This window comes from Pseudomonas sp. WS 5059 (assembly GCF_012985525.1).
Lineage (GTDB): Bacteria > Pseudomonadota > Gammaproteobacteria > Pseudomonadales > Pseudomonadaceae > Aquipseudomonas.
Genome location: NZ_JAAQWO010000008.1, coordinates 203074 through 223143, shown reverse-complemented (window position 1 = coordinate 223143; position 20070 = coordinate 203074). Strand labels below are relative to the sequence as shown.

18 protein-coding genes and 1 pseudogene are annotated in these 20070 nt (G+C 62.5%); 10 read left to right on the top strand and 9 right to left on the bottom strand.

The window, feature by feature from the left end; translation table 11 throughout:
- Positions 1-195: 195 nt before the first annotated feature.
- The 6 genes from ccoG to hemN all read left to right on the top strand — a co-directional run bounded on the left by ccoG (position 196) and on the right by hemN (position 7141).
- Positions 196-1611, top strand: a complete 1416-nt coding sequence (ccoG, locus tag HBO12_RS23275) for a cytochrome c oxidase accessory protein CcoG (protein WP_169954207.1) — start codon at positions 196-198, stop codon at positions 1609-1611.
- A gap of 14 nt (positions 1612-1625) precedes the next feature.
- The gene (locus HBO12_RS23270; protein WP_057960318.1) at positions 1626-2165 is read left to right on the top strand and encodes a FixH family protein; all 540 of its coding nucleotides are present in this window, start codon (positions 1626-1628) and stop codon (positions 2163-2165) included.
- A gap of 114 nt (positions 2166-2279) precedes the next feature.
- Positions 2280-4730 (top strand): heavy metal translocating P-type ATPase, encoded by a 2451-nt coding sequence (locus HBO12_RS23265; protein ID WP_169954296.1) that lies wholly within the window; start codon positions 2280-2282, stop codon positions 4728-4730.
- Between the two features lie 22 nt (positions 4731-4752).
- The gene (ccoS, locus tag HBO12_RS23260) at positions 4753-4980 is read left to right on the top strand and encodes a cbb3-type cytochrome oxidase assembly protein CcoS (RefSeq protein ID WP_169954209.1); all 228 of its coding nucleotides are present in this window, start codon (positions 4753-4755) and stop codon (positions 4978-4980) included.
- On the top strand, positions 4973-5656 hold the full coding sequence (locus HBO12_RS23255; protein WP_170043328.1) for a sulfite exporter TauE/SafE family protein: 684 nt from the start codon (positions 4973-4975) through the stop codon (positions 5654-5656). Before ccoS ends, HBO12_RS23255 begins: the two co-directional genes overlap by 8 nt.
- 102 nt (positions 5657-5758) lie before the next feature.
- The gene (hemN, locus tag HBO12_RS23250) at positions 5759-7141 is read left to right on the top strand and encodes an oxygen-independent coproporphyrinogen III oxidase (RefSeq protein WP_169954211.1); all 1383 of its coding nucleotides are present in this window, start codon (positions 5759-5761) and stop codon (positions 7139-7141) included.
- A gap of 6 nt (positions 7142-7147) precedes the next feature.
- On the opposite strand, the gene HBO12_RS23245 is transcribed toward hemN, so the two are convergent.
- On the bottom strand, positions 7148-7618 hold the full coding sequence (locus tag HBO12_RS23245; protein WP_057960322.1) for a hypothetical protein: 471 nt from the start codon (positions 7616-7618) through the stop codon (positions 7148-7150).
- A 154-nt stretch (positions 7619-7772) separates the two neighbouring features.
- Between HBO12_RS23245 and fnr the strand changes: the two genes are divergently transcribed.
- Positions 7773-8507, top strand: a complete 735-nt coding sequence (gene fnr, locus HBO12_RS23240; protein WP_032863348.1) for a fumarate/nitrate reduction transcriptional regulator Fnr — start codon at positions 7773-7775, stop codon at positions 8505-8507.
- Between the two features lie 90 nt (positions 8508-8597).
- Positions 8598-9146, top strand: coding sequence for an adenine phosphoribosyltransferase (locus HBO12_RS23235; protein WP_169954212.1), 549 nt, complete (start codon positions 8598-8600; stop codon positions 9144-9146).
- A 118-nt stretch (positions 9147-9264) separates the two neighbouring features.
- On the opposite strand, the gene HBO12_RS23230 is transcribed toward HBO12_RS23235, so the two are convergent.
- The 5 genes from HBO12_RS23230 to dnaX all read right to left on the bottom strand — a co-directional run bounded on the left by HBO12_RS23230 (position 9265) and on the right by dnaX (position 14898).
- Positions 9265-10413, bottom strand: coding sequence for an acyl-CoA dehydrogenase family protein (locus HBO12_RS23230; RefSeq protein WP_170043327.1), 1149 nt, complete (start codon positions 10411-10413; stop codon positions 9265-9267).
- Between the two features lie 200 nt (positions 10414-10613).
- Positions 10614-11216: a recombination mediator RecR gene (gene recR, locus HBO12_RS23225; RefSeq protein WP_170043326.1), complete on the bottom strand. Its 603-nt coding sequence runs from the start codon at positions 11214-11216 to the stop codon at positions 10614-10616.
- Between the two features lie 58 nt (positions 11217-11274).
- Positions 11275-12300: an NADP-dependent oxidoreductase gene (locus HBO12_RS23220; RefSeq protein WP_170043325.1), complete on the bottom strand. Its 1026-nt coding sequence runs from the start codon at positions 12298-12300 to the stop codon at positions 11275-11277.
- A gap of 141 nt (positions 12301-12441) precedes the next feature.
- On the bottom strand, positions 12442-12780 hold the full coding sequence (locus tag HBO12_RS23215) for a YbaB/EbfC family nucleoid-associated protein (RefSeq protein WP_003193199.1): 339 nt from the start codon (positions 12778-12780) through the stop codon (positions 12442-12444).
- A 66-nt stretch (positions 12781-12846) separates the two neighbouring features.
- Positions 12847-14898 (bottom strand): DNA polymerase III subunit gamma/tau, encoded by a 2052-nt coding sequence (gene dnaX / locus HBO12_RS23210; RefSeq protein ID WP_169954298.1) that lies wholly within the window; start codon positions 14896-14898, stop codon positions 12847-12849.
- Between the two features lie 134 nt (positions 14899-15032).
- Between dnaX and HBO12_RS23205 the strand changes: the two genes are divergently transcribed.
- Positions 15033-15800, top strand: coding sequence for a substrate-binding periplasmic protein (locus tag HBO12_RS23205; protein WP_170043324.1), 768 nt, complete (start codon positions 15033-15035; stop codon positions 15798-15800).
- Here the strand turns inward: HBO12_RS23205 and HBO12_RS23200 are convergent.
- The 3 genes and pseudogenes from HBO12_RS23200 to HBO12_RS28830 all read right to left on the bottom strand — a co-directional run.
- Positions 15779-17470 (bottom strand): putative bifunctional diguanylate cyclase/phosphodiesterase, encoded by a 1692-nt coding sequence (locus HBO12_RS23200; protein WP_170043323.1) that lies wholly within the window; start codon positions 17468-17470, stop codon positions 15779-15781. The genes HBO12_RS23205 and HBO12_RS23200 overlap by 22 nt on opposite strands.
- 18 nt (positions 17471-17488) lie before the next feature.
- A complete protein-coding gene (locus tag HBO12_RS23195; protein ID WP_432755740.1) occupies positions 17489-18556 on the bottom strand; it encodes a methyl-accepting chemotaxis protein in 1068 nt (355 codons plus the stop codon).
- Between the two features lie 216 nt (positions 18557-18772).
- Positions 18773-19054, bottom strand: a pseudogene (locus HBO12_RS28830) (PAS domain-containing protein); the annotation flags it as partial.
- A 458-nt stretch (positions 19055-19512) separates the two neighbouring features.
- On the opposite strand from HBO12_RS28830, the gene HBO12_RS23190 reads away from it, so the two are divergent.
- A complete protein-coding gene (locus HBO12_RS23190; protein ID WP_032863355.1) occupies positions 19513-19827 on the top strand; it encodes a helix-turn-helix domain-containing protein in 315 nt (104 codons plus the stop codon).
- The last annotated feature ends 243 nt before the right edge of the window (positions 19828-20070 follow it).

Genomic DNA, 20070 nt, shown 5'->3' with positions numbered 1-20070 from the left:
GAAAAACCGTCCATACTCATCCTGTCAATTGATTCAAGTCACGTACACCATCAATTGATTTCCCCCAACGCGACCAAAGGTCGCACCCGTTCATCGGTACTACAGGCGTATCATTACGCCACTGCAAGACCCCTATTTTGACCCCGGCTGGCACGTACTGGCCGAGGCAAATCTCCACTGCCGTGGGATGCAATGATGAGCAACCAGATTCCGGTACATGACGTTACCCCGCCTGCCAAAAAAACCAGCGACACCGTCGATCTCTACGCCTCGCGGGAGAAAATCTACACCCGTGCGTTCACCGGGATGTTCCGCAATCTGCGGATGCTCGGCGGTGCCGGGTTGTTCCTGCTGTACTTCGGTACGGTGTGGCTGAACTGGGGCGGGCACCAGGCCGTCTGGTGGAACCTGCCAGAGCGTAAATTCTTCATTTTCGGTGCGACATTCTGGCCCCAGGACTTCATCCTGCTGTCGGGCATCCTGATCATCTCGGCCTTTGGCCTGTTCTTTATCACCGTGTACGCCGGGCGGATCTGGTGCGGCTACACCTGCCCGCAAAGCGTGTGGACCTGGATCTACATGTGGTGCGAAAAGGTCACCGAAGGCGACCGCAACCAGCGGATCAAGCTGGACAAGGCGCCAATGAGCGCCAACAAGTTCCTGCGTAAACTCAGCAAGCACAGCCTGTGGCTGATCATCGGCTTTGTTACCGGCATGACCTTTGTCGGCTACTTCTCGCCGATCCGCGAACTGGTCTTCGACTTCTTCACCGGCCAAGCCGATGGCTGGTCGTACTTCTGGGTCGGCTTCTTCACCCTCGCCACCTACGGCAACGCCGGCTGGCTGCGTGAACAAGTGTGCATCTACATGTGTCCGTATGCGCGCTTCCAGAGCGTGATGTTCGACAAGGACACCCTGATCGTCTCCTATGACCCGCGTCGTGGCGAAGTGCGTGGCCCACGCAAGAAAGGCATCGACTACAAGGCCCAGGGCCTGGGGGATTGCATCGACTGCACCATGTGCGTGCAGGTCTGCCCCACCGGGATCGACATCCGTGACGGCCTGCAGATCGAGTGCATTGGCTGCGCCGCCTGCATCGACGCCTGCGACACCATCATGGACAAGATGGACTACCCTCGCGGGTTGATCAGCTACACCACCGAACATAACCTGTCGGGGCAAAAGACCCACAAGTTGCGCCCGCGCCTGATCGGCTATGCGCTGGTGCTGCTGGCGATGATCAGCCTGCTGGCCACGGCGTTTTTCATGCGCTCGCTGGTGGGTTTCGACGTCAGCAAGGACCGCGTGCTCTACCGCGAAAACGCCGAAGGGCGGATCGAGAACGTCTACAGCCTGAAAATCATGAACAAGGACCAGCACGACCACACCTACGTGCTGGACGCCAGCGGCCTGCCGGACCTCAAGCTGCAAGGCAAGCGCGAGATCAAGGTCGCCGCCGGGGAAATCTTCACTATGCCGGTGGAGCTGTCGAGCGCGCCGGAACAATTGCCATCGAGCACCAACGAGGTGAAATTCATCCTCAAGGATGCTGACGATGACAGCGTCCACGTTGAAGCCAAGAGCCGGTTCATCGGCCCACAAATTCGTTAAAAGAGAGCAGAACAATGCCCGTAGCAACTGCCGCAAGCCCCTGGTACAAGCACCTCTGGCCCTGGATCATCATTGCCATCCTGGCCTGCTCGGTGACGCTGACCTTGTCCATGGTGACCATCGCGGTGAACAACCCGGACAACCTGGTCAACGACAACTACTACGAGGCCGGCAAAGGCATCAACCGCTCCCTGGACCGCGAACTGCTGGCCCAGACCCTGCAAATGCGCGCCACCCTGCACCTGGATGAACTGACCGGTGAAGTGGAACTGTTCCTCACCGGCAACAGCGGGCCGACTACTCTGGAGCTGAACCTGATTTCGCCGACCCAGCCGGAGAAAGACCGCAAGGTCGTGCTCACCCGCAGCCAGAGCGAGCCTGGGCGTTACATCGGCCAGGTGACCGACAAAGTCGAGGGGCGGCGCTTCGTCGAACTGCTGGGGGTCGAAGGCGACAGGACCTGGCGCATGTTTGAAGAGGAAGAAGTCAGCCATGGCACCGACTTGAAGTTAGGTGACGAGCCGTTGCAGGGTGCTGAAGACCTGAAGAACTGACAGCCGCGCTTCGCGCATCGCCGGCAAGCCGGCTCCTACAGGGAGTGTGCGATAACCTTGTAGGAGCGGGCTTGCCCGCGATGAGGCCCTCCCCGCCCACACAGATCCAAAACCATGACCACCCCAACCCCCTGCTACCACTGCGCCCTCCCCGTCCCGCCCGGCAGCCGCTTCACTGCGGTGATCCTTGGCGAGTCCCGCGAGCTCTGCTGCCCGGGTTGCCAGGCGGTGGCCGAGGCGATTGTCGCAGGCGGGCTGGAAAGCTATTACCAACACCGCAGCGAGGCCTCGGCCAACCCCGAAGCGCTGCCCGTGCAGTTGGTCGACGAACTGGCGCTGTACGACCGCGCCGATGTGCAAAAACCCTTCGTGCGCCACGACGGCGACCTGGCCGAAGCCACCCTGTTGATGGAAGGCATCAGTTGCGCCGCCTGCGGCTGGCTGATCGAAAAACACCTGCGCAGCCTGCCCGCCGTGGCCGAGGCGCGACTGAACCTGTCCAACCATCGCCTGCATGTGCGCTGGGCCGATGGGCAGTTGCCGTTGAGCCAGGTGCTCAGCGAGCTGCGCCAGATCGGCTACGCCGCCCACCCCTATCAAGCCGACCGCGCCGCCGAACAACTGGCCAGCGAAAACCGCCTGGCCCTGCGCCAACTCGGCGTCGCCGGCCTGCTGTGGTTCCAGGCGATGATGGCAACCATGGCCACCTGGCCGGAATTCAATATCGACCTGAGCCCCGAGCTGCACGTGATCCTGCGCTGGGTCGCGCTGTTTTTGACCACCCCCATCGTGTTCTACAGCTGCGCGCCGTTTTTCAAGGGCGCCATGCGCGACCTGCGCACTCGCCACCTGACCATGGATGTCTCGGTGTCACTGGCCATCGGCGGCGCTTACCTCGCGGGAATCTGGACCGCGATAACGGGAGTGGGCGAGCTGTATTTCGATGCCGTGGGCATGTTCGCCCTGTTCCTCCTGGCCGGCCGCTACCTGGAGCGCCGTGCCCGCGAGCGCACGGCCGCCGCCACCGCGCAGTTGGTCAACCTGCTGCCGGCCTCGTGCCTGCGCCTCAAAGGCGATGGCCAGAGCGAACGCATCCTGCTCACCGAACTGGCCCTGGGCGACCGGGTGCTGGTGCATCCGGGCGCGATCCTGCCGGCCGACGGGGTGATCCTGGAGGGCCAATCGAGCATTGATGAATCCCTGCTCACCGGCGAATACCTGCCACAACCGCGACAGGCCGGCGATAGCGTCACCGCTGGCACCCTCAACGTCGAAGGCGCGTTGACCGTGCAAGTGCGCGCCCTGGGACACGACACCCGCTTGTCGGCCATCGTGCGCCTGCTGGAGCGGGCCCAGGCCGAAAAACCGCGCCTGGCAGAAATCGCCGACCGCGCCGCGCAATGGTTCCTGCTCTGCTCACTGATCGCCGCCGCTGTGATCGGCCTGCTGTGGTGGGAGCTGGATTCATCGCGAGCATTCTGGATTGTCCTGGCGATGCTGGTGGCGACTTGCCCGTGCGCCCTGTCCCTGGCAACCCCCACGGCCTTGACCGCCGCCACCGGCACTCTGCATAAACTCGGCCTGCTGCTGACCCGTGGCCATGTGCTGGAAGGCTTGAACCAGATCGACACAGTGATTTTCGACAAGACCGGCACCCTCACCGAAGGCCGCCTGGCCCTGCGCGCCATCCGGCCGCTGGGCAGCATGAGCAGCGATCTCGCCCTGGCCCTGGCCGCCGCCCTCGAAAACCGCTCCGAACACCCGATTGCCCGGGCCTTTGGCCGCGCGCCGCTGGCAGCTGAAGAGGTGCTCAGCACCCCTGGCCTGGGGCTCGAAGGGCGGGTCGGCGAACGCCTGCTGCGGATCGGCCAACCCGCTTTTGTCTGTGAATTAAGCGGCTGTGGGATTCCCGATTCGCCGCAAGACGCTGGCCAATGGCTGCTGCTGGGCGATACCGGCGGGGCCCTGGCCTGGTTTGTCCTGGATGATCGCCTGCGCAGCGATGCACCGGCGCTGCTGGCCGCGTGCAAGGCGCGGGGCTGGCGTACCTTGCTACTGTCGGGTGACAGCTCGCCGATGGTCGCCAGCGTCGCCGCCGAACTGGGGATTGATGAAGCCCGTGGCGGCCTGCGCCCGGATGACAAGCTGCAGGTGCTGCAACAACTGCACAAGGAAGGCCGCAAGGTGCTGATGCTCGGGGACGGCGTGAATGACGTGCCGGTATTGGCCGCCGCCGATATCAGCGTGGCCATGGGCTCGGCCACTGACCTGGCGAAAACCAGCGCCGATGCGGTGCTGTTGTCCAACCGCCTGGACGCCCTGGTGCAAGCCTTCAGCCTGGCCCGGCGCACGCGCCGGGTAATCATTGAAAACCTGCTGTGGGCCGGGCTGTACAATGGCCTGATGTTGCCGTTCGCCGCCCTCGGTTGGATCACGCCGATCTGGGCTGCGATCGGCATGTCCCTCAGTTCGTTGACCGTGGTGCTCAACGCCCTGCGCCTGACACGCCTGCCGCGCGCCAGTGCCGCGAGCACCACCCCACAGCCTCGCCCGCTGCCGGCTTGAGCCGCGCGGGCATGGAGTAGCGATGCCAGCTCTTTACGTAATGATTCCAGCGGCGCTGCTGATCGTCGCCATCGCCATCTACATCTTCTTCTGGGCGGTTGACAGCGGCCAGTATGACGACCTCGACGGGCCGGCCCACAGCGTGTTGTTCGACGACCAGGACCCCAAGCACCTGGCCGCTGTCGACGAAGCCAGCAGCCATGCGCAACCACCGACCAAGCCTGACGAGCCGGCGCCGCCCCATGCTTGACCTCGCGCCGCTGCTGGTTTCTGCGCTGATCCTCGGCCTGCTGGGCGGCGGCCATTGCCTGGGCATGTGCGGCGGCCTGATGGGCGCGCTGACCCTGGCCATCCCCCCGGAGCAACGCAGCCGGCGCTTTCGCCTGCTGCTGGCGTACAACCTGGGACGCATCCTCAGCTATGCCTGCGCCGGCGTATTGATTGGCCTGGCCGGCTGGGCCGTGGCCAACAGCCCGGCGGCGATGTTCATGCGCATCCTCGCGGGCCTGCTGTTGATCAGCATGGGCCTGTACCTGGCCGGCTGGTGGAGCGGCCTGACCCGTATCGAAAGCCTCGGCCGCGGCCTGTGGCGCCATATCCAGCCGTTTGCCAGCCGTTTGCTGCCGGTGTCCAGCCTGCCCCGCGCCTTGCTGCTGGGCGCGCTGTGGGGTTGGTTGCCGTGCGGCCTGGTCTACAGCACCTTGTTGTGGGCGGCCAGCCAGGGCAATGCGATGGATAGCGGGTTGCTAATGCTGGCCTTCGGCCTTGGCACCTGGCCGGTCTTGCTCGCCACCGGGCTGGCGGCGGAGCGTGTCACCGCGCTGTTGCGCAAGCGCAGTGTGCGCGTGGCGGGCGGCCTGCTGGTGATGGTGTTCGGGATCTGGACCCTACCCGGCCCCCATCAGCACTGGCTGATGGGCCACTAAAAGGCCATGTGGCATAGCGCCGCTCCCCTTTGATACAAATCAAGATGACCGCCCGGCCATGCCCCTAGACTCGGCCCACTAGCCAATCCGGGGAACGCCCGCATGCTCGACGCCATTCGTTGGGATACTGATCTGATTCATCGCTACGACCTCGCGGGGCCGCGCTACACCTCCTACCCCACCGCCGTACAATTCACCAGCCAGGTCGGCACTTTCGACCTGCTGCACGCCCTGCGCGACAGCCGCAAGGCGGTGCGCCCGCTGTCGCTGTATGTGCACGTGCCGTTCTGCGCGAACATTTGCTACTACTGCGCCTGCAACAAAGTCATCACCAAGGACCGCGGTCGCGCCCAGGCCTACCTGCAACGCCTGGAACAAGAGATTCAACTGGTCGCCTGTCACCTGGACCCCAACCAACGGGTGCAGCAACTGCATTTTGGCGGCGGCACGCCGACCTTTCTCAGCCACGACGAATTGCGCCAACTGATGGCGCAACTGCGCCAGCATTTCAACCTGCTGGATGACGACTCCGGCGACTACGGCATCGAGATCGACCCCCGGGAAGCCGACTGGGCCACCATGGGCCTGCTGCGTGAACTGGGCTTCAACCGCGTGAGCATCGGCGTGCAGGACCTGGACCCCGAGGTACAGCGGGCGGTCAATCGCCTGCAAAGCCTGGAAGAAACCCGCGCGGTGATCGACGCGGCGCGCACCCTGCAGTTTCGCTCGATCAATATCGACCTGATCTACGGCCTGCCCAAGCAGACCCCGGAGCATTTCGCCCGCACGGTGGCCGAGGTCATCAGCCTGCAACCCGACCGCCTGTCGGTGTTCAACTATGCCCACCTGCCCGAACGCTTCCTGCCCCAGCGGCGGATCAACGGCGAAGACCTGCCGGCCCCCGCCGTCAAATTGCAGATGCTGCAGGAAACCATCGAACAGTTGACGGCGGCTGGCTACAACTACATCGGCATGGACCACTTCGCCCTGCCCGATGACGAATTGGCCATTGCCCAGGAAGAGTCCACCCTGCAGCGCAACTTCCAGGGCTACACCACCCACGGTCACTGCGATTTGATCGGGCTTGGCGTTTCGGCCATCAGTCAGATTGGTGACCTGTACTGCCAGAACAGCAGCGACCTGAATCACTACCAGAACGCCCTGGCGGGGGCGCAACTGGCCACCAGTCGCGGCCTGCTCTGCACGGCGGACGATCGTTTGCGCCGGGCGGTGATTCAACAGTTGATCTGTCACTTCAGCCTGGACTTCGAAAGCATCGAGCAGGCCTTCACCGTGGATTTTCGCGGCTATTTCGCCGAGCTTTGGCCACAACTCCAAGCCATGGCCAGTGACGGCCTGATCGAACTCGACGCCGAAGGCATTCGGGTACTGCCGGCCGGACGCCTGCTGGTGCGCTCGGTGTGCATGGTGTTCGATGCCTATCTGGAGCAACAGAATAGGCAGCGATTTTCGCGGGTGATCTAAGCCGGGTTACTTGGCCATCAACGAGGCGGCCTTCACCGCGTCTTCGGCGCTCAGGTTCTTCATCGCTTCGCTCAACGACGCATAGGCGCCGGTCAGCGAGGCTTGCAAGCCGCCCAACGCCGATTGCACGCCGCTCAGTTTCGCCAGGACCTGCTCCGGGCTGAGGCGCTTGTCGGACATGATCGCCGACATCTCAGCCATCTTTTCCGCGATCTGCTGCTTCAACTGGCGAATCATTTTCAGCAGTTTCTGCACGTTCTCGTCCAGCCCGCTTTCTTCGATATCGTCGTTGGCGGTCTTCTCGGCGCTGGCAGCCTTCAGCGACGCACCGGAAAAGGTCACACTCACGCCTTCGGCAGGCTGGGTTTCACCCAGCGCCGTTGATTCGGTACCGGCGCCCACGGTGCTGGTTTTTTTCGGTTCAAGCAGCGTCGGCACAGTGGTGCGGGACGGAAGATTGCCGTCGATGGAAAGCATATCGTGAGCCTCCAAGCTCTTGGTCGTTAGCAGTTCATCGGCCGCGGGGTAAAATTCTTTATACCCCTGCCGGTTTTTTGTACAGGCTGGCCTGATAGTCCCTCAGTGCGGTACCCTTACGTCTTATGTGTGTTTTCCCACAAGGATTTAAGAAATGTCCGAGCCAGTTAAACTGCGCGCTCATAGCCAGGCTCACTGCAAGGATTGCAGCCTGGCGCCCCTCTGCTTGCCACTTTCGCTGAATCTGGAAGACATGGATGCGCTGGACGAAATCGTTAAACGTGGTCGCCCCCTGAAGAAAGGCGAGTTTCTGTTTCGCCAGGGTGACAAGTTCGATTCCGTCTATGCAGTACGCTCGGGCGCCTTGAAGACGTTCAGCCTGAGCGACAGCGGCGAAGAACAGATCACCGGCTTCCACCTGCCCAGCGAGCTGGTGGGCCTGTCGGGCATGGACACCGAGATTCACCCGGTGTCGGCCCAGGCCCTGGAAACCACGTCGGTGTGCGAGATCCCGTTCGAACGCCTGGACGAACTGGCCCTGCAATTGCCGCAGTTGCGCCGCCAGTTGATGCGCGTGATGAGCCGGGAAATCCGTGACGACCAGCAAATGATGCTGCTGTTGTCGAAAAAAACCGCCGACGAACGGATTGCCACCTTCCTGGTCAACCTGTCGGCGCGTTTCCGCGCCCGGGGTTTCTCGGCCAATCAGTTCCGCCTGAGCATGTCGCGCAACGAAATCGGCAATTACCTGGGCCTGGCGGTGGAAACCGTATCCCGGGTATTCACGCGCTTCCAGCAGAACGAACTGATTGCCGCCGAGGGCAAGGAAGTACACATCCTCGACCCGATCCAGCTCTGCGCACTGGCCGGCGGCTCCCTCGACGGCTGACCGCCGGACCAGGGGCGCGACACTTGCGGCCAAGCCAACCGGCGAGGCCGCAGGTATACTGCGAAGTCTTTGCGCCCAGGACTCCCGACGATGGCTTTCGACTCCTTCGACATCAAATCCCTGATTCGCCCCGTCATCGACTTCCCCAAGCCTGGGGTGATCTTTCGTGATATCACGCCGCTGTTCCAGTCGCCCAAGGCCATGCGCCTGGTGGCCGATACCTTTATCCATCGCTACGTCGAAGCCGAGTTTAGCCATATCGGCGCAATGGATGCCCGCGGCTTTCTGATCGGTTCGGTGATTGCCTATCAACTGAACAAGCCGCTGATCCTGTTCCGCAAACAGGGCAAGCTGCCGGCGGACGTACTGTCCGAGGGCTATCAGACCGAATATGGCGAAGCGTTCCTCGAAGTACACGCCGACAGCCTGTGCGAAGGGGATTCGGTATTGATGTTCGATGACCTGATCGCCACGGGTGGCACCTTGATTGCTGCGGCTAATCTGGCGCGGCGCATGGGGGCACGGATTTTCGAGGCCGCGGCGATTATTGATCTGCCGGAGCTGGGGGGCTCGCAGCGTTTGGAGGATATGGGGATCGCGACCTTCTGCTTGACGCAGTTTGGCTTGACTGAGCGGTAATTTGCGCCGGTCTTGCGGGCCTCATCGCGGGCAAGCCCGCTCCCACTTTTGAATGGGTTCACAAATCAAAATGTAGGAGCGGGCTTGCCCGCGATGAGGCCAGTAATAACACCCTCAATCACAACCCCATCTGCTTACTGATGATTTCATTCATCACCTCCCGCGTCCCGCCACCAATCGACAAAATCCGGTTATCCCGGTACAGCCGCTCCACCAGGCTGCCGCGCATATAACCCAGGCCTCCCAGGATCTGCACCGCGTCATACGTCACCCGGTCGGCGGTGTCGGTGGCCAGGTTCTTGGCCATGGAAATCTCCTTGATCACACTCTTGCCCGCCGCCATCTTCGCGGCCTGGCGGTAGGTGAACTCGCGGGAAACCTCGACCGCCGTGGCCATCTCCGCCAGGCGGTGCTTGAGCACCTGGAACTTGCCAATCGGCTTGCCAAAGGCCTCGCGCTGCGCAGCCCACTTCAGGCTCTCTTCCAGGGCCATCTGCGCCGTCATGTTGGCCATCAATGCCAATGCCAGGCGTTCGCTCTGGAAATTGCCCATGATGCAGGCAAACCCCATGTTTTCGCTGCCGATCAGGTTGCCTACGGGCACCTGGCAATTGTCGAAGAACAACTCGGCCGTGTCCGACGCCCACCAGCCCATTTTCTTCAGCGGTTGGCCGACGGTGAAGCCAGGTGTGCCCTTCTCGATCAGCAACAGGCTGATGCCGGCAAAGCCCGGCCCGCCGGTACGTACGGCGACAGTGTAGTAGTCGGCGCGCACGCCACTGGTAATAAAGGTTTTGCTGCCACTGACCCGATAGCAATCGCCATCGCGCACGGCACGGGTTTGCAGGCTGGCCACGTCGGAGCCACCACCGGGCTCGGTGACGGCCAGGGCCATGATCTTCTCGCCAGACAAGACCTGCGGGGCCACGCGCTCGCGGATTTCGGGGCGGGCCCATTTGACGATGGGCGGCAGGCCGATATCCAACGAGCCCAGCCCCGCCACCACGCCGCCGGAGCCACAGCGCATCAGCTCTTCGCTGGCGGCCACCTTGGCGAACAGATCGCCTTCATGACTGCCGCCGAGGGCTTCGGGGTAACCGATCCCGAGAATCCCCGCCGTACCGGCCTTGAGGTACAGCTCGCGAGGGAAGTGTTCGGCCTCCTCCCACTGCTCGATGCCCGGCACAATCTCGCGCTCGACAAAACGGCGCACGCTGTCGCGGACCAATTGGTGACTGGGGTCGAAATATTCCTGGTAGGCAGACATCGGCAAGCTCCATGCAGAGATGGAGCGAACTTACCAAGCGCTTGCTTGGTTATCAAGCCGAACGCAAATGCAATGTGCATGCTTGTGTAGGAGCTGGCTTGCCTGCGATGGTATCGCCTCGGTCCCCCTGATAAACCGCAGTGCCTGCATCGCAGGCAAGCCAGCTCCTACACAAGCCAGCGTGCTACAGGGAGTTTGGCTTACAGCGCGATAGGTTTACGCCCGGCAAACGAGTGCGCCAGGGTGCCGCCGTCCACCAGTTCCAGCTCACCACCCAACGGCACGCCGTGGGCGATGCGCGAGGTGATCAGGCCTTTGTTGGTCAGCAGTTGCGCGATGTAATGCGCCGTGGCTTCCCCTTCCACCGTAGGGTTGGTGGCCAGGATCACTTCGGCAAAGGTGCCCTGCTCTTCGATGCGCGCCACCAATTGCGGGATACCAATGGCTTCAGGCCCCAGGCCGTCAAGGGGCGACAGGTGGCCCTTGAGTACGAAGTAGCGCCCGCGGTAGCCGGTCTGCTCCACCGCATACACGTCCATCGGCCCTTCGACCACGCACAGCAGGGTGTCGTCGCGACGGGGGTCGGCGCATTGCGGGCACAGTTCTTCTTCGGTAAGGGTGCGGCACTGACGGCAATGGCCCACGCCTTCCATGGCCTGGCTCAAGGCCTGGGCCAGCCGCGAGCCACCGCTGCGGTCACGCTCCAGCAGTTGCAGCGCCATACGCTGGGCGGTTTTCTGGCCCACGCCCGGCAAGGTGCGCAGGGCGTCGATCAGTTGACGAATCAGAGGGCTGAAGCTCATGGGGCAAAAGTCCGACAAAACAACGAGACGCGGTTTATACCCGCGCCTCGGATAAGCGTCAAATACGCACGACCAACTTGCCGAAATTGCGCCCTTCCAACAGGCCGATAAAGGCCTCGGGCGCCTGCTCAAGGCCCTCGACCACGTCTTCGCGAAACTTGACCTTGCCGTCCCGCACCCACGGCGCCATGGCGCTGATGAATTCCGGGTGGCGGTCGCCATAGTCGTCGAACACGATAAAGCCCTGGATGCGCACGCGCTTGGTCAACAGGGTGCGTTGCAACGCTGGCAGCCGGTCAGGGCCGGTGGGGGCCTCATGGGCGTTGTAGCCGGCAATCAGGCCACACAGGGGGATCCGCGCCTTGGGATTGAGCAGGGGCAGTACGGCGTCGAAGACCTTGCCGCCGACGTTCTCGTAATAAATGTCCACCCCTTTGAAACAGGCCTGGGCCAGCTCATCGGCAAAATCTGCGCCTTTGTGATCGATGCAGGCGTCAAAACCCAACTCTTCCACCACGTAGCGGCATTTGTCTGCGCCGCCCGCGATGCCAACCACCCGCAGGCCCTTGAGCTTGGCCACCTGGCCAACCACCGAGCCCACCGCACCGGAGGCCGCCGCCACCACCAGGGTTTCCCCGGCCTGGGGTTGGCCAATATCCATCAGGCCCATGTAGGCCGTCATGCCGGGCATACCCAGCACACCCAGGGCCATGGATGGGCTTGGCAAGCCGTTGGGCACCGGTATCAAATTGCGGCCGTCACTGATGCTATGGCTTTGCCAGCCGGTGGCGCCGACCACCAGGTCACCCACCTCGAACTTGGGGTTGCGCGACTGTTCGATGCGGCTGACAGCGCCACCAGTCATCACCTCGCCGATTTCTACCGGGGCTGCGTAGGACGGCGCGTCACTCATGCGTCCACGCATGTAGGGGTCCAGGGACAGGAACAGGGTCTTGAGCAGGACCTGGCCGTCTGCCAGGTCGGGCAGCGCCACGCGCTCCAGGCGGAAGTTTTCCGGCACGGGCGCACCCTGCGGGCGGGATACCAGGACGATGCGCTGGTTGAGGGTCGTGGCTTGGGTCATCAGCGGGGCTCCTTTATATCGGTGATTGAATTCAGCGGTATAGGGTGCAGACAGCTGTTGCAGGGCTGACGTTCGATTGTGCCCGAGACAAACAAAAATGCCAGGCGCGATGCCTGGCATTTTCAGTCTTGCGCTGGCCGGTCAGAACGGCAGCTTCATGCCCGGCGGCAGTTGCATGCCCGCGGTGACGCCGGACATTTTGTCCTGGCTGTTGGCTTCGATCTTGCGCACGGCGTCGTTGACGGCCGCGGCGAACAGGGCTTCGAGCATTTCCAGGTCGTCTTCGCCAACGCCCGGCAATACGCTTGGGTCAATGCTCACGCGCTTGATGTCGTGACGACCGGTCATCACCACGCTGACCATATCGCCACCGGCTTTACCGGTGACTTCGGCGTTGGCCAGTTCTTCCTGCATCTTGGCCATCTTTTCCTGCATCTGCTGCGCCTGCTTCATCAGGCCGGCCATGCCACCTTTCATCATGGGAATCACCTCAAAAGTACGTGGATCAATACGGCGCCGAGCCTCAAGGCACGGCGCCTGCAATTATCAGCCCGCTGCAGCCTGGGCTTCGACAGGTTCAATAGTATCGTGTCGCACCACCGCGCCAAACTGCTCCATCATCTGCTGGATCAGCGGGTCGGCCTGGATCGACTCCTCGGCCTCGCGCTGGCGGTTGAGCCGGCGACGGGTGGCGGCCTGGGCCGGGGTTTCCTGCTCGGGCTTGATCAGCTCGATGGTCACCGTCAGGGTGCGTTCGTGGAACTGGTTCAGGGCATCGTTGAGCCGGCGCTGCTGGGTCGCGTTGAACAGGGCGCTGTGGGCCGGGTCCAGGTGCAACAGCCAGTGATCGCCATCGACAGCGATCAGCGTGCAGTTGGCGGCGATGCTGCCGGTCATGCCGGAAATCGGCAATTTCGGGAACAGCTCCAGCCATTGCAGGGCCAGGCCGGTGGCCGGCATGGCGGCAGGTTCCGCCTCGGGCTCGGGCGCAGGCTCGGCGGTGTGCTCGCTGGCCAGGTCGTCCAGGTAGCTGTAGGCCGAATCCATGTCCGGCTCGATGTAATCTTCGTCCAGCGGCGGCTCGTCATCCAGGTCGATGCCTGGGGTAGCGGCGTCCACTTCGGCAATAGTCGGCTCGGGCACGGGTGCCGAGACCCATTCCGGCGCGTCGGGTACCACGCTGTCGGGGGTTGGCGTCGGCATCGGCGTCAGTTCAGGCTGCTCGCCGGTGGTTTCGAGGACAGGCTCGACGGCAGGAGCCAGCTCGACCACGGCCTCTGCCGGCTCATTCCAGGGCAGATCGACTACCGGCGCGGGCTCGGGCTCGACCATCGGCTGCGGCGCCACTACAGGCGCCACAGGCTCCACCGCGACCATGGCTGGAGCAGCGGCCACAGGTTGCGGCGCGCTTACTGGCGCAACGACCGCCGCGCCAGCCACTGGTTTGGCGGAATCAACTGTGGCCTGGCTGATCCCCACTGGCTTTAGTGGCTGTCTCGGCGCGTCGGCGGTATCCGCGGGGCGAAACGCCAGCATGCGCAGCATGACCATTTCGAAACCGCCGCGCGGGTCTGGTGCCAACGGCAGGTCGCGGCGCCCGATCAGGCCCATCTGGTAGTAGAACTGCACATCTTCGGCCGGCAGCGCCTGGGCCAGTGCCAATACGCGGTCGCGGTCGCCGTGGCCGTTGTCGACCCCCTCAGGCAGGGCCTGGGCGATAGCGACGCGGTGCAGCACATTGAGAATTTCCGAGAGCACGCCATTCCAGTCCGGCCCCTGCTCCGACAGATGGCGCACGGCTTCGAGCAGCGCCTTGGCGTCGCCTTCGATCAGCGCATGCAGCACGTCGAATACTTGGCCGTGATCGAGGGTGCCGAGCATGGCGCGCACGTCGGCGGCCATTACCTTGCCTTCACCGAAGGCAATCGCCTGGTCGGTCAGGCTCATGGCATCGCGCATCGAGCCATCGGCGGCGCGGCCCAGCAGCCACAGCGCATCGTCTTCGAACGGCACGTTCTCCACACCCAATACGTGGGTCAAATGCTCGACCACCCGCTCAGGGGTCATGTTCTTCAGGGAGAACTGCAGGCACCGCGACAAAATCGTTGCAGGAAGTTTCTGCGGATCGGTGGTGGCCAGGATGAACTTAACGTAGGGCGGCGGCTCCTCCAGGGTCTTCAACAGGGCGTTGAAGGAGTGGCTGGAGAGCATGTGCACTTCGTCGATCAGGTAGACCTTGAAGCGCCCGCGGCTGGGGGCGTACTGCACGTTGTCCAGCAGTTCGCGGGTGTCCTCGACCTTGGTGCGGCTCGCGGCGTCGATTTCGATCAGGTCGACAAAACGCCCTTCGTCGATCTCCCGGCACACCGAGCAGGTGCCGCAGGGCGTCGAGGTGATGCCGGTCTCACAGTTCAGGCACTTGGCAATGATCCGCGCAATGGTGGTCTTGCCCACCCCGCGCGTGCCGGTGAACAGGTAGGCGTGGTGCAGCCGTTGGCTGTCCAAGGCATTGATCAGAGCCTTGAGCACATGGGTCTGGCCGACCATTTCGCGGAACGAGCGCGGACGCCATTTACGTGCAAGAACCTGATAACTCATCGAAAACCGTCGCAACTGGGAAGCGGAAGCCGGTAATGCTAGCGGAGCAGGGGGGAAATTGCATCCGGCACGCTCGCCTAATCTGACTAAGCTGGTAGTGGCACGCCCTGCAAAGGGCTGATCCCGGAGAGTTTATGCGCGTAGTCCTGGGCGCTTTATGGATGATCACCACACTGAGCCTGGCGGCGCCCGCCCCGTTGCGCTTCGCCATTTCCGACAGCTGGGCCATGCCCATGGTGCAGATCGAGGGGGCCCAGCCGACCCAGGGCATTTTGTATGACTTGATGCTCAGCCTGGCAACCCAGGTCGGCCACCCGGCGCAGTTCCAGGTACTGGCCCGGGCCCGTATCGCTCCAGCCATGGAGCACGGCGAGATTGATGTGCGCTGCTACGTCGCACAAGCGTGGCTGAATAATCTGTCCGGGGACTACATATGGAGCATTCCGTTATGGGTGCAGCGCAATGTCCTGGCCAGCGCCCATGTGCCGCCGCTGTCGGTGAATGTGGCGCAGCTGGCGGCACAGAATATCGGCACGGTGCTCAACTACAGCTACCCGACCCTCGAACCGCTGTTTGCCAAGGGCCAGCTCAAGCGCGACGACGCCCGCAGCGAAGAGCAAGTGCTGCAAAAGCTGGTGGCGGGACGCTTCAAGTACGCGGTCACCAACGAATGGACCCTGGAACGCTTCAATCAGCAGTTACCGGCAGGTCGCAAGCTGCACGTGGTGGCCGTGATTGAAGAGCAGAGCCTGGGCTGCTACGTGCGCAACGACCCAGCCCTACCCGTGCAGCGGATTTTGCGCACACTGCTGCGTATGAAAATGTCCGGGGAGATTGACGCAATCATCCTGCTCTATACCGGCGACGCTGGGCGCCTGCCTCAATCCCCGCCAGCGCCATAGTTGAGCAGATCAAACCCCGCCGCCCAGGCCGGCACCTCGGCTGCCGGCATCGGTTGGGCGAAGTAATAGCCCTGGGCCACTTCACAGCCCATGCGCAGCAGCAACTGGCCATGCTCGAGGGTTTCCAGGCCCTCGGCGATCACTTCGCGACCAAATGCCCGGGCCAGGCCGATCACCGCCTGGGTCAGCGCGAGGTCATCCTTGTCGTGCAGGATGTCGCGCACAAACGACTTGTCGATCTTGATGGTCTGGGTGGGCAGGCGCTTGAGGTAGCTGAGGGACGAATAGCCCGTGCCGAAATCGTCCAGGGAAAACCGCACTCCCAGCGCCTGGCATGCCGCCAGGTGCTCGGTGACGCGCTGGATATGATCGATGGCTACCGATTCGGCGATCTCCAGGTCGAGCATGTGCGGCGCAACGTCAGGATGCTGGGCCAGCAGCTGTTGCAAGCGCTCGACAAAATCCGCGCGCTGGAAGTGTCGCGCCGCGATATTCACGCTGACCGGCCAGCAGTGCCCGGCATCTTGCCACTGGCGTATCTGCGCCAGCACCTGGTCCATCACCCACTCGCCGACATCGACGATCAGGTCGGTCTGCTCGATCAACGACAGGAAATCCTTGGGCGACACCAGCCCGCGAATCGGGTGCTGCCAGCGCAGCAATGCCTCAAAACCCACGACCTGGCCGTGGCGCAGGTTGATCTTGGGATGGAAGTGCAGGCACAACTCCCCCGCTGCCAGGGCCTGGCGAATCTGCTGCACGGTCTGGTGGGTGGCCTTGACCTCCTGCTCCAGGGACACATCAAACAGCTGGTAGCGGTTACGGCCACTTTGCTTGGCCACGTACATCGCCTGGTCGGCATGGCGCAGCAGGGTGTCGGCATCCTCGTCATCCAACGGGAACAGCGTGACGCCAATGCTGGCAAACACGTTGATCTGCGCGCCGAGGATCGAGTACGGCTCGGAAATGGCCGTGAGGATGCGCCGCAAAGCGCGGTTCAACTCCTCGGCATCGCGCACGTAGCGCAGGATCAGCACAAACTCGTCACCGGCAAGCCTTGCGACCACGTCTTCGCCACGGATGATGTCGCGCAGGCGGCTGGCGACCTCCACCAGCAACAGGTCGCCAGAGGCATGGCCGTAGCCGTCGTTGACCGCCTTGAAGCCGTCTAGGTCGAGCATGCACACCGCCAGGGGGATGTGCTCGCTGCGGGAAAACTCCAAGGATTGCACGAGCAGTTCAGACAGATAGGCACGGTTGGGCAGCCCGGTCAGCACATCATGGCCGACCCGCCATTGCAGGGTCTGCAACAACTGGCGCTTTTCGCTGACATCAAAACGAATCGACACGTACTTCTGCACCTTGCCGGTCCGCTCATCGACCAGCGGCACCATGGTGCTGTCGACCCAGTACAGCGAGCCGTCCTTGGCGCGGTTACAGATTTCCCCGCGCCAGACCTTACCCTCGGTGATGGTGCGCCACATCCCCTGGAAAAACCCGGCAGGATGCAACCCGGAACTGAGGATCCGGTGGTTGCGCCCCAGCAACTCGTCGCGGCTGTAGCCGGACATGCCGCAGAATTGGTCGTTTACATAGGTGATGCGGCCGGTGAGGTCTGTCTCGGAGAAAATGGCGGCGGCATCCACGGCCCTGCGGTATTTCTCATCCATGAATGAGGCTCTAGGTGGCTAGCGGTTGAACCGCTCGACCAGGGCACGCAACCCGGAAGAGATGCTTTCAAGTTCCCGGCCCCGGGTGACTGCAGCGTTGGCATTGCCCGCTGTCTTTTGTACCGTGGCCGCGACGTTATTGATCTGTTGTGAAACATCCTCTGCGACGTGGGATTGTTCCTGCGAGGCAGCAGCCATTTGCTGACTCATGCCGGTAATGCGCTCTACTGCCTGGCGAATACCCAGCAATGCCTGTTGCGCCTGCAATACCTGCTGCACGCCCTGCTCGGCCTCATGGATACCGGTGCTGGCAATTTCCACTGCTTCATCGGCGCCCGCGCGTAGATTCTGGATGATGCCCTGGATCTGCTCGGTCGACTCCCGGGTCTTGCCCGCCAGCGCCCGCACTTCATCGGCCACCACCGCAAAACCACGGCCCTGTTCACCAGCCCGCGCCGCCTCGATGGCAGCATTCAGGGCCAGCAGGTTGGTCTGGTCGGCAATCGCCTGGATCATGCTCGCCGCCACGCGGATTTCCTGGGTCTGGCCGGCCAGGTGGCCCACCGCCTGGTTGATCTGGGTAACGGTGGCCGCCAGCAGTTGGATCGCGTCGCGTGTGGTTCCGACCACCTGGCTGCCATGCCCGGCCAGGTCGTTGGCGGTACGGGCTTCGCTGGCGGTCTGCTGTACATGTGTCGCCACTTCGGCGATGGAGGCGGCCATTTCGGTCATGGCCGCGGCGGTCATATCGGTTTCGGCGCGCTGTTCCAGCAGCGCCGACTCGGTATTGCCCGACAACACGCTGGAATCGGTAGCCGCCTCGGCCATCTGTGTGGCCAGGTCGCTGAGCCGCGTGAGGGCGGTTTTCAAGCGCGCCTCTTCGCTGATCAGGATCATCTCCAATTGCGCGGCCGGACCTAGCGCATCGCTGTAGGTCATGGCGCTGATCGGGTCGGAAAAGGTGTTGGGAGTGTGCTCGACAATCTGCTTGAGCTGCTGCCCCAGACGCAGGTGCGCCCAGGCGCCCAGACCGAGAAACAGCAGCGCAGTCGTTGCCTGAGCCCAGCCGCTGGGCAGCCATTGCACCGCGCCGCCAGCCGCCACCGCCGCCAGGGCCGGCACGGCCAGGGCATTGCCGAACTGGCCCAGGCGTTGCAGCGGCGAAACCGCCGAACGCCCGGCACGCAAGCGCGCGTAGAGCGCTTCGGCACGCCGCACCTGTTCGCGCGTCGGCTTGACCCGCACCGACTCATAGCCCACCAACCGGCCGTCTTCGAGGATGGGGGTCACATAGGCGCTGACCCAATAGAAGTTGCCATTCTTGCAGCGATTCTTGACCACGCCCATCCAGCTCTGGCCGGCCTTGAGGTAGCGCCACATCAGTTCGAAGACCGCTGGCGGCATATCCGGGTGGCGTACCAGGTTGTGGGTACTGCCGATCAGCTCGGCCTGGGTGAAGCCGCTCATGGCAGCAAACTCGGCGTTGCAGTAGGTAATGTGGCTATTGATGTCCGTCGCGGAAATGAGCCGTTGCTGCTCCCCGAAAGTCTGTTCAACTGTGGTGACCGGCAAATTGACGCGCACTTTAAAGCTCCATGGACAGCATTCGATCTACCGGCCCGGGATCGGGTAGATCCGGCAGGTAGAGGGGTATTTCCAGACGGGTAAACCGTCAATCGGCTGGCTGGCCCCATTCGGCGGCCAAACCAGGTTTTGCCCAGCACCTGAGCTTCGGTTTAGCGAAGATCAACTAGGCTTTAATTCGAGCGTCTGGTGTGAAAGGCGGGGGCTGCGGGGGCGCGCAAGAGCGAGCCTGGCGCTGCGGCCAAGCAACTGTTTTGCAACTACCTTTATGAAAGAGAGGAGAAAGCAATGATTTCCCGTTTCATAAAGGTGCCCTGTGAAACGACACCGCCAAATACTTGTCCTAAACGCCGATTCTACGAATTACATCACATTTTGCAAGAAAAGGTGATGGTGCGTGCCGTTGTCTAATGCCAATATTTATCGTTAAGTTCTTGATTCTAAATGGGAATTGAGCGATGCAAATTTCAAGTTTGGGTCCAGCCATCAGACGTTATCGAAAGGTAGCGGGGCTTACTCAGGCTGAACTAGGTGAGAAAACCGGTTTTGACCCTAAAACCATCAGCCGCTTCGAAACCGGCACCTATACACCCAGCGTTGACGCTCTCTTCTTGTTTGCAGAGGCTCTGGGAGTGAAGCTGAAAGTCTTTTTTGCCGATCTGGGCGATGAGGACGAACAGCGCGCTTATCTGTTCGGTGTCATTCATAAAGCCACCCCGAAGGATCTGGGAAAGCTGATAGCGGCGGTAGACCAGGCCTTGTCCAAGCCTTAGAGCTCGTACGACATAAAAAAGAGCAGGTCGCTGATGCTGCCTGCTCTTTGCTCTTTGCCTACTGACATGATCCGACCGGACAGCGCCTCTCCTGGCAGGCGCTGGGCCACGCCTTTTGCCAATATGCTCGCGCAGCCCAAGCGGACTCGGCATCCTTTCGCGCAATTACTTCAAAATGCAAGGGACTACCATGAGCTACCTCCGCCTGCTGGCGGTGGCTGGCACCTAGAACCTGCCTGCAAG

Bases quoted from the DNA above. Each gene is read 5' to 3' on its own strand.
- HBO12_RS23270 (WP_057960318.1), top strand. From the start codon at position 1,626: ATGCCCGTAGCAACTGCCGCAAGCCCCTGGTACAAGCACCTCTGGCCC.
- HBO12_RS23230 (WP_170043327.1), bottom strand. From the start codon at position 10,413: ATGTCTGCCTACCAGGAATATTTCGACCCCAGTCACCAATTGGTCCGC.
- fnr (WP_032863348.1), top strand. From the start codon at position 7,773: ATGTCCGAGCCAGTTAAACTGCGCGCTCATAGCCAGGCTCACTGCAAG.
- HBO12_RS23200 (WP_170043323.1), bottom strand. From the start codon at position 17,470: ATGGATGAGAAATACCGCAGGGCCGTGGATGCCGCCGCCATTTTCTCC.
- recR (WP_170043326.1), bottom strand. From the start codon at position 11,216: ATGAGCTTCAGCCCTCTGATTCGTCAACTGATCGACGCCCTGCGCACC.
- hemN (WP_169954211.1), top strand. From the start codon at position 5,759: ATGCTCGACGCCATTCGTTGGGATACTGATCTGATTCATCGCTACGAC.
- ccoS (WP_169954209.1), top strand. From the start codon at position 4,753: ATGCCAGCTCTTTACGTAATGATTCCAGCGGCGCTGCTGATCGTCGCC.
- HBO12_RS23205 (WP_170043324.1), top strand. From the start codon at position 15,033: ATGCGCGTAGTCCTGGGCGCTTTATGGATGATCACCACACTGAGCCTG.
- dnaX (WP_169954298.1), bottom strand. From the start codon at position 14,898: ATGAGTTATCAGGTTCTTGCACGTAAATGGCGTCCGCGCTCGTTCCGC.
- HBO12_RS23190 (WP_032863355.1), top strand. From the start codon at position 19,513: ATGCAAATTTCAAGTTTGGGTCCAGCCATCAGACGTTATCGAAAGGTA.
- HBO12_RS23245 (WP_057960322.1), bottom strand. From the start codon at position 7,618: ATGCTTTCCATCGACGGCAATCTTCCGTCCCGCACCACTGTGCCGACG.
- HBO12_RS23255 (WP_170043328.1), top strand. From the start codon at position 4,973: ATGCTTGACCTCGCGCCGCTGCTGGTTTCTGCGCTGATCCTCGGCCTG.
- ccoG (WP_169954207.1), top strand. From the start codon at position 196: ATGAGCAACCAGATTCCGGTACATGACGTTACCCCGCCTGCCAAAAAA.
- HBO12_RS23215 (WP_003193199.1), bottom strand. From the start codon at position 12,780: ATGATGAAAGGTGGCATGGCCGGCCTGATGAAGCAGGCGCAGCAGATG.
- HBO12_RS23265 (WP_169954296.1), top strand. From the start codon at position 2,280: ATGACCACCCCAACCCCCTGCTACCACTGCGCCCTCCCCGTCCCGCCC.
- HBO12_RS23220 (WP_170043325.1), bottom strand. From the start codon at position 12,300: ATGACCCAAGCCACGACCCTCAACCAGCGCATCGTCCTGGTATCCCGC.
- HBO12_RS23235 (WP_169954212.1), top strand. From the start codon at position 8,598: ATGGCTTTCGACTCCTTCGACATCAAATCCCTGATTCGCCCCGTCATC.